14 protein-coding genes are annotated in these 13,685 nt (G+C 40.4%); 4 read left to right on the top strand and 10 right to left on the bottom strand.

The features are described 5' to 3' along the window. Window positions 1-123: 123 nt before the first annotated feature. The 3 genes from pepF to CVN76_RS14125 all read right to left on the bottom strand — a co-directional run bounded on the left by pepF (window position 124) and on the right by CVN76_RS14125 (window position 3,565). Entirely contained in the window at window positions 124-1,920 is a 1,797-nt protein-coding gene (pepF, locus tag CVN76_RS14135) for an oligoendopeptidase F (RefSeq protein WP_100531780.1), read from the bottom strand. A gap of 113 nt (window positions 1,921-2,033) precedes the next feature. Beyond that, a complete protein-coding gene (locus tag CVN76_RS14130) occupies window positions 2,034-2,660 on the bottom strand; it encodes an FMN-dependent NADH-azoreductase (protein WP_081092463.1) in 627 nt (208 codons plus the stop codon). Window positions 2,661-2,830: 170 nt separating this feature from the next. Further along, a complete protein-coding gene (locus CVN76_RS14125) occupies window positions 2,831-3,565 on the bottom strand; it encodes a YqcI/YcgG family protein (RefSeq protein ID WP_100531811.1) in 735 nt (244 codons plus the stop codon). Window positions 3,566-3,783: 218 nt separating this feature from the next. Here CVN76_RS14125 and CVN76_RS14120 point away from each other — a divergent pair, with 218 nt between their 5' ends. Next, window positions 3,784-4,035: a small, acid-soluble spore protein, alpha/beta type gene (locus tag CVN76_RS14120; RefSeq protein WP_100531779.1), complete on the top strand. Its 252-nt coding sequence runs from the start codon at window positions 3,784-3,786 to the stop codon at window positions 4,033-4,035. A gap of 123 nt (window positions 4,036-4,158) precedes the next feature. On the opposite strand, the gene CVN76_RS14115 is transcribed toward CVN76_RS14120, so the two are convergent. Both CVN76_RS14115 and CVN76_RS14110 read right to left on the bottom strand, forming a co-directional pair. After that, a complete protein-coding gene (locus tag CVN76_RS14115) occupies window positions 4,159-5,370 on the bottom strand; it encodes an iron-containing alcohol dehydrogenase (RefSeq protein ID WP_100531778.1) in 1,212 nt (403 codons plus the stop codon). 71 nt (window positions 5,371-5,441) lie between these two features. Then, complete coding sequence (locus CVN76_RS14110) at window positions 5,442-6,329, bottom strand: R2-like ligand-binding oxidase (protein WP_100531777.1); 888 nt, start codon at window positions 6,327-6,329, stop codon at window positions 5,442-5,444. A gap of 113 nt (window positions 6,330-6,442) precedes the next feature. Here CVN76_RS14110 and CVN76_RS14105 point away from each other — a divergent pair, with 113 nt between their 5' ends. Beyond that, window positions 6,443-7,129, top strand: a complete 687-nt coding sequence (locus CVN76_RS14105) for a helix-turn-helix transcriptional regulator (protein ID WP_100531776.1) — start codon at window positions 6,443-6,445, stop codon at window positions 7,127-7,129. Window positions 7,130-7,260: 131 nt separating this feature from the next. On the opposite strand, the gene CVN76_RS14100 is transcribed toward CVN76_RS14105, so the two are convergent. Next, a complete protein-coding gene (locus CVN76_RS14100; RefSeq protein WP_100531775.1) occupies window positions 7,261-8,052 on the bottom strand; it encodes a phosphotransferase in 792 nt (263 codons plus the stop codon). A 122-nt stretch (window positions 8,053-8,174) separates the two neighbouring features. Beyond that, window positions 8,175-9,263: a branched-chain amino acid aminotransferase gene (locus CVN76_RS14095; protein ID WP_100531774.1), complete on the bottom strand. Its 1,089-nt coding sequence runs from the start codon at window positions 9,261-9,263 to the stop codon at window positions 8,175-8,177. Window positions 9,264-10,056: 793 nt separating this feature from the next. On the opposite strand from CVN76_RS14095, the gene CVN76_RS14085 reads away from it, so the two are divergent. After that, the gene (locus tag CVN76_RS14085; protein ID WP_100531772.1) at window positions 10,057-11,124 is read left to right on the top strand and encodes an AI-2E family transporter; all 1,068 of its coding nucleotides are present in this window, start codon (window positions 10,057-10,059) and stop codon (window positions 11,122-11,124) included. Window positions 11,125-11,206: 82 nt separating this feature from the next. On the opposite strand, the gene CVN76_RS14080 is transcribed toward CVN76_RS14085, so the two are convergent. After that, window positions 11,207-11,662 (bottom strand): YueI family protein, encoded by a 456-nt coding sequence (locus CVN76_RS14080; protein WP_061142945.1) that lies wholly within the window; start codon window positions 11,660-11,662, stop codon window positions 11,207-11,209. A 226-nt stretch (window positions 11,663-11,888) separates the two neighbouring features. Between CVN76_RS14080 and CVN76_RS14075 the strand changes: the two genes are divergently transcribed. After that, window positions 11,889-12,635: a L,D-transpeptidase family protein gene (locus CVN76_RS14075; RefSeq protein ID WP_100531810.1), complete on the top strand. Its 747-nt coding sequence runs from the start codon at window positions 11,889-11,891 to the stop codon at window positions 12,633-12,635. Between the two features lie 363 nt (window positions 12,636-12,998). Here CVN76_RS14075 and CVN76_RS32110 read toward each other — a convergent pair whose 3' ends face one another. Together CVN76_RS32110 and CVN76_RS14070 are read right to left on the bottom strand one after the other, a co-directional pair. Continuing rightward, complete coding sequence (locus CVN76_RS32110) at window positions 12,999-13,127, bottom strand: hypothetical protein (RefSeq protein ID WP_260320224.1); 129 nt, start codon at window positions 13,125-13,127, stop codon at window positions 12,999-13,001. 111 nt (window positions 13,128-13,238) lie between these two features. Beyond that, on the bottom strand, window positions 13,239-13,664 hold the full coding sequence (locus tag CVN76_RS14070; RefSeq protein WP_100531771.1) for a nucleoside 2-deoxyribosyltransferase: 426 nt from the start codon (window positions 13,662-13,664) through the stop codon (window positions 13,239-13,241). Between the last annotated feature and the right edge of the window lie 21 nt (window positions 13,665-13,685).

Below are 13,685 nucleotides of genomic sequence, written 5' to 3'. Positions count from 1 at the left end.
CCATGTTTCTTTCATATAAAATAAGGCCCAATCAATAGATTGGGCCTCTCATTTGCCAATAGCTTTACTATAGCATCTTTTTTTAATACATACCATGGGCCCTTTTGGAAGAAATGGTTTAGATTAGCCTTCTGTCAGCTCGGTGAATTGATCGACCAATTCACTGAAAATCCTCATCGCATTTTCGATTGGTTCAGGCTTAGTTAAATCGACGCCTGTTTTTTTAAGAAGCTCGAGCGGAAAGTCAGAACTTCCGCTTTTCAAAAAGGTCAAGTACGTTTCAAGTGTTTGTTGATCGCCAGAAAGGATCCTATCCGCAATCGTGATCGCGGAAACATAGCCAGTCGCATATTTGTACACATAAAAAGGACGATAAAAATGGGGGATGCGTGACCATCCATATTTCACTTCTTCATCAAAAATTATTTCTTCACCATTATAGGTGCGGAAAATCGTTTCATAAGCCGAATTGAACACCTCAGCATTCAGCGGTTCGTCATTTTCAGCTTTTTCATGGACGATCTTTTCAAATTCCGCGAACATAACTTGGGTGAAAAATGTTCCCTTGAAGCTATCGATGAAGTGGTTCAATAAATGCTTTTTCTTTTGAACGTCCTTTGTAGTCTTAATTAAATGGCGAATCAACAGGATTTCATTTACGGTCGAAGCCACCTCTGCTACAAAAATGGAGTACCCTGCCGTTATTTGCGGCTGATATTTGGAGCTATAGTAGGAATGCATCCCGTGTCCAGATTCATGCGCTAAGGTGAATACGCTGTCTAAATCATCACGGTGATTCAATAAAATGAAAGGATGAACGCCATAAAGGCCTAAATTATAGGCTCCCGAACGTTTACCGGGCGTTTCCCTGACGTCTATATACCTTTTTTCCTTAAAAGTTTTCAGGATGGAAATATAGTCTTCACCAAGAGGTTTCAAAGCCTCCACCATCAATGCGAACCCATCATCGTATGAGATCACCTCTTTGGCACCTTCGACCAATGGCACACTTAAATCATAGGCACGTAATTCCTCGACGCCTAGCAACGTCTTTCTTAAATGAATGTATTTGTGCATCGGGCCGATATTTTGTTTAGTGGACATAATTAAATTATCATATACTTCTTTGGGCACTTGATCGCCAAACAAGGATTTTTCCAAGGCAGACGGATAATTCCTTAGTTTGGATAGGTTCACATTGTTTTTGATTGCTGTTGAAAGAGTAGAGGCTATCGTATTTTTCAGCTGCAAATATGGTTGATAATGTGCGACATACGCCTCCTTCCTCTTTTCCCGATCGTCGTCTTCGATTAATTTGGCATACATCCCCCGGGTCAGCTCCACTTTTTCTCCGTCTTCATTTGTGACCTCTCCAAATTTGATATCGGCATTATTGATCATGCCAAAGGTTTTTTGAGGTGCTGAAAAGGCTTCGCCGATTTGGGAGAGCACCTCCTCTTGCTCCTTCGCTAACACATGTTCTTTATAACGATATGAATCAAGTAAATCTTCTTCAAAATATGTTAAACCCTCGACCTCTTTTATGTACCCTTTCAAGGTTTGCTCCTCGAGGCTTAAAAGAAACGGCATGAAAAAAGCGGTGGCGTTACTGATTTTTTGCCCTAGCTGTCCTGCACGATCGAGTAATGCTTGTGAGGAAGTAACCCGTGTATCCAGATCCGTATGAAGCATGGCATATACATAGAGCTTGTTATAGATGTAACCAAGCTCCTCACTTAAGCGTAAATACTCAAACAAATCTTGAGCGGAGCGGATTTGCCCATCATAGGTTTTTAACTTTTCTGTCATCTTAAGAACTTCTTGATAATCTTTTTCCCAAGTTGCTTGATCGTCATAAATATCCTTCAGATTCCATTTTTCTTCTTCTTTGATATCATCACGTGTTTTATATGTCTCCATATCGCACTTCCTTTCAAGCTTATAGGCTTACCCTTTATTATAATCGACTTTCCGAAAAATCTGCATAGAAAAACCAGTATGCTAAAAAACATACCGGCTTTTCATTCATTCCATTAAAATTTCGCTGCAGTGTCAGCCACTTTCGCCAATCCATTCGCAACAATATCCTGAGTTTGGTCTGGGTATTGATTATGACCCTGGATGATAACCGTTTCCAGGTCCGTAATGCCCCATAAATTTAAGTTCATCGTTACGTATTTCTCAGCCATTTCGCCAGCATTCATTTCCGGCAAGGCATAATCCGATCCGCGGGCATTCAGCAATGCCACTTTTTTACCTCCTGCAAGACCAACTGGACCTTCAGCTGTATATTTGAATGTAGTACCTGCTTGAGCCAGATAAGAAATATACGTGATCAGCGGAGCAGGAACGGTTGCGTTCCATAATGGGAAGGCAAATACCACTTTGTCAGCAGCAAGGAATTGATTTAAGTATTGTTGAACGGTATCGGCAATCTTCACTTCTTCTTCAGTCAACTCCATACCTTGACTGCGTTTATATAGTGCAGTGATCGCTGTGTTTCCGTAATACGGCAAGTTTAGTTTAAATAAATCCAGTTCAGTTATTTCATCGTTACTGTTCGCTTCCTTGTATGTGTTCAAAAACGTTTCATACATTTTCACGCTTATCGCTTGTTCCGCTGGACGGTCGTTCGATTTAACAAATAATACTTTAGACATTCTCAGTTCCCCCAATATTTGTTCTATGTTGGTAAAGTACTGTTAATCCATATATCTCGAATTAACTGCAACCATTACTTTCACATTATAGAACCGGAATGATAATAAGGCAAGAAATATGTTTTGACGACTTTTAGTTATAAAAAAAATCGAGAGCCATTTGCTCTCGATCAAGACATTTCCTTGTGATGGAAAGGGCATTTCCCCTTTATCGGTTCAACATCATCACCGATGAAGAATTGCTTCCACTCGTTATGGTTGACATCGCCAAAGTGGCTGATATCAGGGTGTTTAGGGAGTTTATCCCACTTCTCCACTCTTTCACGAACCTTTTCACGTGACATGATTCCGCCTTTTTCCGTTCCTTCTAATCCCTCAAAGATCATTCTCGGCTGAAAACCAAGAACAAGGCTATTCCCTAAATCACGGGTTTTTCGCTGTTTATAAGCGGGTGCATTGCCAAAGACGAATATTGGCTCCCCGGCAAAATGATAATCCCATAAATAATGTTCTGGATCTTTCGGTTTCTCGATTGGCCAAGGTTTTTTATCCTCTTTATGCAGGTATTGCAGAATATCCCAAAAACGCTTACGGTATCGTTCGATATCGCCTTCTTCCTTCTCAGGCTCCATGAAGACAAACAGGCCATGCCTGATATATGGCGGTTCCTGAAATAATTCCAAAAAGCTTTCGACCGCTTTAGGGAGGTTCGACCAATCTTCTTGTGTAATGAAAGCATAACGAAGTTCTCCTTTATTCTCGGCCTTCATGCCGAAATAACAAGGAAATGTCTTATCCGTCACCGTTTGATGGAATGTTTGATATTCTTTCAATAACCATTGTGGGACTCGATTTGGATTTGTCATATCTTCTTTCGTCAATAAACAAGTATTCATAGGCAGCATCACATTTCTCCTTACTTTTTGTTTTTCCCCCTGTACCCTGTCTAAAATGAACCGAAACTTCCTGCCCTTTCTTTTCATTCCAGCATCATCTAAAAACTCCCCTCCCATATTCTTATTGATTTCTCATTCTTAACATGACTGCCAAATTACGAATTTTACGATATTCGATCATCATTTCCCATCCTATAGGTTAGCCTAAGAAAAAGGAGGGATGGATGATGGCAAGAAGAAATAAGATCCTGATTGCTGGAGCCAGAAAGGGGCTTGATGACTTGAAGGCCAAAGTAGCCGGTGCGAATGATCCTGAGGAGGCAAAGTTTGAAGTGGCAAAAGAAATGGGCGTGCCGTTGAAAAAAGGTTATAACGGCTTGCTGACCTCGAAGGAAAATGGGAAAATTGGTGGCAGATTGGGAGGAGGAATGGTCAAGGAACTTGTCAAGATGGCAAAGGAGAATTTAACGAAAAAATGATAACACCTCCGTCGGGTTTGCCAGAATGTTTGCGATTGATTCATCGCAAATGTTTATCAACACAGCGAAACTCGCCAGAGGCAACAAAAAAAGCCGCATGTAGCAGGCTTTTTTTGTCCGCGATTAATTGATTTCCACAGGGGCAACACGTGAAGCCACCGACTTTATCAATTCGACTGACATCGGAAAGTTTGCGGAAGCTGGATCTGTGGAGACCGCTTTTACAATACTTTCAATATCCATTTGACTAATCTGGGAATCACTGAATTCAGATGGGAGACCAAGATCATTCAAAAAGAAACGAAGCTTTTCAATCACCTTTGCTAAAAGGCCTTGTGCATCCCCGTCATCGAATCTCACTTGAAAAGCTTCAGCTATCAAATGAATCTTCGGTAAGTATAAATCAGGGATGGACTCCATGACGACTGGCAGGAAAACAGCATTGGCCAATCCATGGGGAATGCGAAATAATGCTCCATATGCATGGGCAAGATTATGGATCGGGATGGCGTTCAGGGCACTGGAAAATGCAGTGATTCCCATCAAGCTACCATGCAGCATTTCCATGCGGGCCTTGATATTCGTTCCATCCTTTACAGCAATGGGTAAATTTTCTTCGATGACTCGAATGGCCTGAATTGCATAAGCATCCGTTATAGATGTCGCATGGGGTGAAGCGATTGCTTCTATCGCATGCGTCAATGCATCCGCACCAGTAAAAGCAGTGATATAAGGCGGCAAACCAACGGTTAGATCTGGATCGAGAATGGCTATATCCGAACTTAAATAAACATTGTAAATATTCATTTTAACTTTTATATCTTCATTATATATGACTGCGATTGGAGAAACCTCCGACCCTGTCCCTGCTGTTGTCGCAACGGATATATGAGCGATGTTCATTGGCTGCGCTTTTGGAAACCCCTCATAGAGAAAGCCTCTTGGTATGGCATCGTTTATTTCGGCGATTCCTTTAGACAGCCCGAATTTCAGTGCCTTGGCCGTATCGATGACGCTTCCTCCGCCAACCGCAAGTATGCCATCCGCTTGGACTTCACGAGCATAATCCAATGCTTCATTCACACAGTTGCTCCCTGCATCTTGTGTTACGTTGAGGAATTCCCCTACTATTTCTGGTCCATCAGTTAAATTCGTTACCTCAAAGACCTCGGTAACCTTCTTAACGACACCTGCATGTTCCAAGCCAGAATCACTTACGAGCAGAATCCTTTTTGCCCCAAGACCTTTGAATAGCCCCGGTATAAGTGAGCGTGAATCGGAACCGCTATAAACCGAAGATCTTAACCAAAAATTCGAATGATTGTTGACACCCATATTCTTTCACCTCAAACATTATTTTTTCGTTAAGAAGATGCGGATGGACTGAATGAGTGATATTTCAGCGATCACAAGACCCCATAGTCCTTTTCATGGCTATGATAGATTTCTTCGATCTTCTTGCCTTTTGCCCTTGCCAAAATCTCCATCCTCACAGCCAGCTGTTTCATGGTGAAATTCAACACCGCCTGCTTGTCGTTGCCAAATGGATTGCCTAACTGTTCATATCCTTCCGTATTCAACGTGATGGCCAATGGTGAAAGCTCTTCCATCCTCTTCTCAACTTGACTGAATATATGTGGATGTTCACTGATGATGCGTTGCAGCAAGAAAGTCCCATAAGCAATGTGGCGTGATTCGTCCTTCTTCAAAAGACCTACACCTTGTAACAAACCAGGCATCATTTTACTCGCTTCCAGCGTCTGATAAAATCCGAAATATCCGGTTTCTGCGAGTACCCCCTCCGTAAACATGTTATAAACGGTGGCGGCCTCCGCCAATGCTTCAGGGGACTGGTCGGTTAAAAGTTTTCCCATGGCTTCAGGCAATATCTCGTAAAAAATCGCTTTATACGTGTCGGAGTGAAAAACCGTCAAATCCCCTTTTTCACCGATTTGATCTAATGTATATCGAAAAAACTCCATATGTTTCGCTTCTTCGAACAAGAATGTCGTCAAATACATTTCCTCTTCGATCCTGCCCTCTTTGGCAATCGACATTATAAGCGGCAGTAAATCCAATGTCACCGCCTCTTCTCCCCCCTGAAAAAGGGATATGATCCGTAATAACACCTCCCTTTCGACATCCGTGAATGCCTTCCAATCTTCTTGGTCCTGACTGAAATCTATGTCACGAGGATTCCATACACCGAATTTCTTCGCCTTTTGATAAAGCTTAAATGGGAGGGTATCTTCTCTAAAGCTCCGGCTCGTTGTGGTTAACGCACTTCTTTTCATATTACAGCCTCCTTGAATTTATGTATCATAATGATTGTAAGGGCTTTCATTTTATTGTAAGATATTAGTAGGATCTAGGATAGCACTGAAAATGTAGGGAGGAATAAAGTCGAATGCTTGAGGAAACTGTAATGAACCATGTTCAAAAGATTTCCGATCAAAAAAATGGTGCCCATAAATCACAAATGATCGTAAGGGGATGTGTGGATTTTTTTTCGTTTCAGCGAGCATCACTATTCAATTACTCAAGCTTGACGGGTATGGGTGAAGGAATTTGCGCCTGTACAAATGAAAATACCTATTCTTTACAACAAGTTAAAGAGAATATTCACGATATCTATCCCATTCACCAAGCAGTCGTCCATAAACAACCGATATACTTAACGTTTCAGCATGCAAAATCCGCGATCCCCGCTGAATACATAAAAAGGTTCGACATTACTTCATTGGCGATCATCCCGATCATCTTAAAGGGAACGGCAATAGGTTTCGTTTTAGTCGATCCCGAAAATTCAAATGAACCGGTTACGAAGAATGAGTTAATGATGCTTTCCCATTATTTGAGTCTGGCGGTCAGTTCGACCTTCGCTGCCGTTCCCCCCCAATACCTTCTAAGTAAACGTGAAGTGGAAGCCTTACAGTATTTAGCCAATGGTTTGGGATTAAAGCAAATGGCCCCAAAAATGCAAGTAAGCGAATATACCGTCCGCGATCATATTTCCTCTGCAATCAGGAAATTGGGGGCCACACACCGAACGGAGGCTGTAGCAGTCGCTATAAGAAGTAAGATGATCATGTAAAGGGATGGAATATTTTAAAAAAGGCCCCAGACATTGTACAAGCCTGATCTTAGCGAGTTTTTCTACGCCTTGGGCCGAGAGAAAAACATCAAGGGAACTTCCTTATCGAAGCTCATTGACCGAAGAGTACGTCATGTCCAGTCATTCCGATGTTCGGAAATGAATGTCATGTCATTTTGATAATGCCGAATATGGCCCTCCTCTATCATCTTTTGAAAAGCAGCGTCACCTTCACCTGCTTTTCTTGCTATGGTTTTACATAATCCTTCTAATCGCAGCAGCACCATTTCCAGATAATTCACTGCAACCCCTTCACCATAGGATTCAAAAAACAATTGAACTCTGCTTCTTATTCGGGCAGCATCTTGACTTGAATGATAATGAACTTCTTCACCTGTTTCATTAAGATGAAATCTGCTTAATGGAACACAAGTGTATAGAGTATATGCTATGTCCCAAAGTCGTGGCCCAGGTGCCGCTACATCAAAATCGATGATTCCTATCGGCGTTTCATCGTGAAAAATAATGTTGTATATGGCAAAGTCGTTATGGCAAAGCACTTCGGCAGGCTGTGGGGTGTTGTCGGTTGATTGCCATCCATCATCAAATGAAAAATCGCTTACAGAATCATGATAGAGACGAAGCATTTCGGCAATTTTTCGTAAGACATCATCTGACCACATATATTTTTTAAATGGATAATTGCCAGCTTCTCCTGCGATGTACGATAGAATTTCCCTACCTTTTTCATCAATGCCAAGAAATTTAGGAGCATATTCGTATCCTTTATGATCAAGATGGGTTAATAATGCATGAATCCTTTTGCTATTGGGCTTTAAATCCCGTCTAACTGTATCACCTGACCTGGAAACTTTTGAAACATTACCACCAGCTAGTAATTCTTCTTTTGAATGATTAGGCATGTATCATCCTCCTTATCTTGTTCTGCCATCCTGTCCTTTTATCAACGCTACATAGAGAATATGACAAAATCAAAAGGGTTTCGGAAGAAACTTCATCCCGAAACCCTATTTTTGAATAAGTATCATTGAGTGACTTTTTCTTCAACTTTCGTCGTCCAGTTTAACTCATCGGCAATTTTACCTCTTTGAATACCAGTAAGTGTATCATAAAGTTTTTTGGATAATTCACCAGTTTCTCCGCTTTGAACGACCATTTCCTCACCGTTCCATAAAAACTCACCAATTGGCGATATGACAGCGGCTGTTCCTGTGCCGAAGGCCTCTTCCAAGAGACCTGATTTATGGGCTTCATGAACTTCCTCCATGGAAATGCGCCTTTCCGTAACGGGAAGATTCCAGTGTTTTAGCAATTCTATAATGGAATTACGGGTGATCCCCGAAAGTATGCTGCCGTTTAAAGCCGGAGTGATGATTTCACCGTTAATCTTGAAGAATACGTTCATGCTTCCAACTTCTTCAATATATTTTTTCTCTACTCCATCCAGCCAGAGAACTTGAGCATAGCCCATCTTTTCGGATACTTCTTGTGCCTTGAGGCTCGAAGCATAATTGCCACCAGTTTTGGCTTCTCCCGTACCACCGTTCACTGCACGGGTGAAGGCTGACTCCACCGCAATTTTTACGGGATGGATCCCTTCTTTATAGTATGATCCGACAGGTGACATGATGATGATGAACTGATATTTGTGTGACGGGGAAACACCAAGGTATGGCTCGGTCGCTATGATGAACGGCCTGATATATAGCGATGTCCCCTCCTCCTGGGGTATCCATTCTTTATCGACGCTTATTAAGGTTTTTAATGCCTTCAATGCAAAATCCACATCGACATCCGGTATGCATAACCGGCCATTTGAACTGTTCAAGCGCTGAAAATTCTTTTCGGGACGGAATAAAATTACTTCATCTTCCGGTGTGGAATAAGCCTTCAATCCTTCAAAAACGGATTGTCCATAGTGAAATATCATCGCTGACGGCTCTAATGAGAGCGGTTGATAAGGAACAATTCTTGGATCATGCCACCCTTGTCCTTGGGTATAATCCATAATAAACATATGATCGGTAAAATGCTTACCGAACTCAAGCTGGTCCGCCTGTGGTTTTTCCTTCTTTGTTGTGCTAAGCGTGATTTGCATGTCATGTTCCTTCATTACCAAAACCCCTTGCTGAATAAATTTACAAGATTTCACTTCCATAAAATCTATCTTTCATTAGTTTACTCCTATCAGGAATCATAGTTCAAGTCCTTAAGACGAAATTTTCGGAATTTTTTTAAAATATTTTGAATTTGTCTGTTTTACTTATGTATGAATCCTGAACAAAAGACTGAGTATCTTAATCTTACCAAAAACAATATTCGTTTCGTCTGTATCAGCTTGTCTTTTCAAGGGAAAATTCATACAGCTTGAAACAAATCCCCTGTAATAAAGCCAATATGTTCGTACATTATATCATAACGAATGACTTTGTGCTTACTCAATAAATTATTTCATAATAATTATTATATGGTGCCCTTACATCTTTGAATTGCCTCCTTTTTTTGTTTTCGCATCCTTTGTTGCTTTCACCAAATGAAGTTTGGTTGATTTCCCCTCCGATGCTCAGCTTTACAAATGGAAGCGATAAGCCTTCTCGGCTTGAAACCCGACCCGCTGCTCCCGAACGAGTCTCCACCTTCGCTCCACTCGTTTTAAAAACGACCACCAGTACGAAAAGGACCTGCCTAAAAAAAAACGCATGTTACTATCGAATTCGGTTTAAGCCCCGACTTCCTGGATCGGCATACTTTTCGACCTTACATTATTTGAATAACGAAGGTCTTTTTTCGTTTCTTCACACTTCTTTTCCTGATTTAAAAACTTCTTTCATACCGTTGATGATACATAGTTTAACTTTCAGCCATTTAAGGGAATCAAGGAAGAGACGGAATTAGGGGGGATTTTTTTGTGGATCAATAAACCATTTTTTAAATATGCCTGTGCGATTATATTGATCATTTTAATCATTTTTTTACTAGGTAAGATTGATTATCTTATACAGCCGCTGCAAAGCATCATTGCAGCCATGTTCTTCCCGATTATATTGGCGGGGCTATTATATTATGTATTACGGCCCGTCGTTAACTTATTAACTGGATTCATCCCTAGAACCGTCAGCATTTTCACTGTCTTTTTAATTATCTTTGGTTTGATTGGGTCAGCAAGCTACTTTGGAAGTCCTATAGTGGTCGATCAATTTCAAAAGCTATCGGAAGATTTACCGAACAAAGTCAAGGAAATCTCTAAAGAATCTGAAGATATGATCAAAAAAAATGACTTTGGAATGATTAATACGGAAGCTTTAAAAGAAAATGCAGGGAAACACTTGAAGGATTATTCTGAAAAACTTTTAGTGAACGTCAGTACCGTCTTTACCACGATAACAAGCGTCTTAACAGTACTTGTGATTACACCATTCATTTTATTTTATTTTCTGAAGGATGGGGAGAAGCTCAGACCCTTCCTGCTAAAATATATTCCAAGTGACGTGGAATCAGAGGGGAACACGATTTTAAAAGACGTGGATAAAACACTTTCAACGTACATAATCGGTCAATTCATCGTATCACTGGTAATTGGAACGTTAATGTATATAGGCTACCTGATCATCGATCTGGATTATGCGCTAGTCTTAGCCCTACTCGCAATGATCTTTACGGTCGTTCCGTTTCTAGGACCATTAATAAGCATCATTCCTGCCCTTTTCATTGCTTTGCAGCAAGACGTCGGGATGGCAGTTAAAGTGATCATCGTCCTCACTGTCGTTCAACAAGTAGAGGGCCATCTAGTTACCCCGAATATTATGGGTAAACGCCTCAATATCCATCCTTTGACGATCATCTTATTGTTACTTGCTGCAGGTTCAATCTACGGTTTCATCGGCATTTTAATCGCGATTCCCACGTATTCCGTGGTAAAAACGATCATCGGCAACTTCAGGAAGTTTCATCGATTAAGAAAGAAGTCGATATAGATGTAAATGTCCGACCTTTATCCGCGTTTAAAAGGAGACCTGCCCCAGTCAGAACGGTCTCCTTGTTTTCATATAGATAGAATTATCCGTGTTTATTAAATATTCTTTTGACCCACCGTTTTACATCCGATTTCATGCTCTTCTCTTTTTTTACTGGAATGACCTGTTTTTGCTTCTCTATAAAAATCTCTTCTTTGTTTATCGCATCTTTTTCAGCTAGCACCAGACCCAATTCAGAGTCATGGTCTTGGTTCAGGACAATTTTATAAGGAATGTTATGAACCGCAGCCAATTTAATATATTTGCCAAGGTATTGATAATCCATTTGACCATTCAATAACAAGTTTGCACCGGAATGCCGTTTCATCATTTGCTCTATCTCCGGATACACATTCGCTTCAAAAACTTGGCTTTTTTTCAAGACAATGACGACGCGCTCCCTTAAAGTGCCAAGAAATTCTTTTCGTTCACCGGGCTTAATCTCTTTAGGACCATAAATCCCTTGTTCTAAATAGTCCTCGACTTTTGGGCGTGACAATTGCTTCCCACCTCCGCTTTCACTTTAATCATTCAATAATGTATGTAATATGGCCAAAAACAGTGCCCACCATTCCTTATGTGTCAATTAAAGGGTAGTTTAGGCTGGAATGACTCTCCCCCATAAGTGTACCCTCCCTTTTAAAAAATGTCACTTTTGCCAAGCTGCATGCATAAGATGGTATATGCGTAAATATAAGATTTCTTTTATTGAGGACGGGGAAAACATGAAAAAAGTGATTGTATTTGCATTAATATTCGTCTTTAGTTTATTGGGGTTCGATCATGCAGCAAGTGCAGCAACCAGACAACTGATTATCATCAATAAAGCCAATAATCAGCTGGCGTATTATGAAAATGACAAATTAGTGAAGGTGTTTCCAGTAGCAACGGGAAAGAAAGCTTCCTATACCCCTGAAGGAAAGTTCAAGATCGTGACGAAGATCGTGAATCGTCCCTATTACAAGGGCAACATAAGGGGAGGAGATCCAAAGAATCCGCTGGGAAAACGATGGCTGGGGATCAATGCACGCAATACACCGGGGAATACGTATGCCATACATGGCAATAATGACTCAAACTCCATCGGGAAATATATAAGTGCGGGTTGTATTCGAATGTATAACGAAGATGTACAATGGCTGTATGATGAAGTGAAGATGAACACAGTGGTCTTGATTGCCAGTTCTAATAAACCATTCTCTAGCATCGCTGCTCAAAATGGGTATAAAGTGACCGGTCCAAATAGTGTCCCTGTTAAGGCAACCTATTCGACGCTAAAAAAAGGAAGCAATGGTCCTAAAGTAGTCGAATTGCAAAAAAGGCTAACTAAACTTGGATATAATACAAAAGGTATAGACGGGGAATTTGGAAACAACACCGAACTTGCCGTAAAAAAATTTCAAAAAGCAAAAAAACTTACAGCAGATGGAGTCGTTGGTCCCAAAACAAAAAAAGCGCTTGGATTAAAATGATTGGTCATTCTGATATCCGCAAGAGAGGATATCTTTTTTTTGCCGTCCCCTAATCAATCACACAACATTACCCAGAACGACATAAATTTCCCACCAGCACATCCGGCTTTATGTTATAATTTATTCATGAACAGCGAATCATAATCGCACTGCCTTTCATTACATATAAGGAGGAAAATCAAATGTACGATGAACTTCTCATAACGATCATAAAATCAACCTTCGTTATCGGTTCCATCTTAATGTTTGTGATTTTAGGATTGGTAAAGGGACGTCAGTTCTAATTTCGATCCCAAACAGCCTCAACCCTGATTACCTTCCTATGTCCTTTGGGTAATCAGGTTTTTCCATGTAAAGAAAGCCTTACCAATTCCAGTTATCCGTTTTATCTAAAAGCTGATCAATGTCAAATGTATCAAGATGGAATGGAACTGATTCTTCTGCAATTTCTTCAGTAGCTAGCAATAACTGGTCGATATCAATAACGGCCAAAACAGTCCTCTCCTTTTTTAATCGTTTTTACCCTCATTTAAAATACATTAAACAGTACGTTCAAAAGATATTTTATTAGAGGGTAGCCGTTTAATTTTCTATATTCGACAATTAATCCATGTGAACGGAATTCTCTTTTTCGGATTCTTCCGGTGAAAGTGTATGTATCAATTTAACCAGCTTATAAAATGTACCGCTGCAAATGGTTACACCTGGCAAATTATGAAAAATTGATTTTTTATTAATATGATAGTTGTCTTTCTCCGGTGAATACACAACAATTTTCTTGTTCAATGATAATGCATATCCAAGCTCGGAAAGGTTCCCCTTTCCTGCTGTTAGGAAGATTAGCATAAAGTCCGCTTCCTCAATTCCCTTTTTTTCGTATTCGCCAATGCCATCCGCAAGTTGGTTTTCTTCTTCAATGATTTGTAAATTCCAATCATTTACACATACAAACCCTTTTGACGTCAATTTTTTAATCAATGACCTAACTTGCTTCATGTTTTTTTCGTCTGATGCCATATAATATTTCACGGATACACCTCCAAAATCCAA

The sequence above is a fragment of the Bacillus sp. mrc49 genome (genome assembly GCF_002803435.1).
This window is presented reverse-complemented; position numbering and strand designations above follow the sequence as displayed.

Excerpts from the sequence above, each read along its gene's own strand:
- CVN76_RS14115 (WP_100531778.1), bottom strand. The coding sequence starts at position 5,370 with ATGGGTGTCAACAATCATTCGAATTTTTGGTTAAGATCTTCGGTTTAT.
- CVN76_RS14110 (WP_100531777.1), bottom strand. The coding sequence starts at position 6,329 with ATGAAAAGAAGTGCGTTAACCACAACGAGCCGGAGCTTTAGAGAAGAT.
- CVN76_RS14130 (WP_081092463.1), bottom strand. The coding sequence starts at position 2,660 with ATGTCTAAAGTATTATTTGTTAAATCGAACGACCGTCCAGCGGAACAA.
- CVN76_RS14100 (WP_100531775.1), bottom strand. The coding sequence starts at position 8,052 with ATGCCTAATCATTCAAAAGAAGAATTACTAGCTGGTGGTAATGTTTCA.
- CVN76_RS14095 (WP_100531774.1), bottom strand. The coding sequence starts at position 9,263 with ATGAAGGAACATGACATGCAAATCACGCTTAGCACAACAAAGAAGGAA.
- CVN76_RS14125 (WP_100531811.1), bottom strand. The coding sequence starts at position 3,565 with ATGCTGCCTATGAATACTTGTTTATTGACGAAAGAAGATATGACAAAT.
- CVN76_RS14105 (WP_100531776.1), top strand. The coding sequence starts at position 6,443 with ATGCTTGAGGAAACTGTAATGAACCATGTTCAAAAGATTTCCGATCAA.
- pepF (WP_100531780.1), bottom strand. The coding sequence starts at position 1,920 with ATGGAGACATATAAAACACGTGATGATATCAAAGAAGAAGAAAAATGG.
- CVN76_RS14075 (WP_100531810.1), top strand. The coding sequence starts at position 11,889 with ATGAAAAAAGTGATTGTATTTGCATTAATATTCGTCTTTAGTTTATTG.
- CVN76_RS14120 (WP_100531779.1), top strand. The coding sequence starts at position 3,784 with ATGGCAAGAAGAAATAAGATCCTGATTGCTGGAGCCAGAAAGGGGCTT.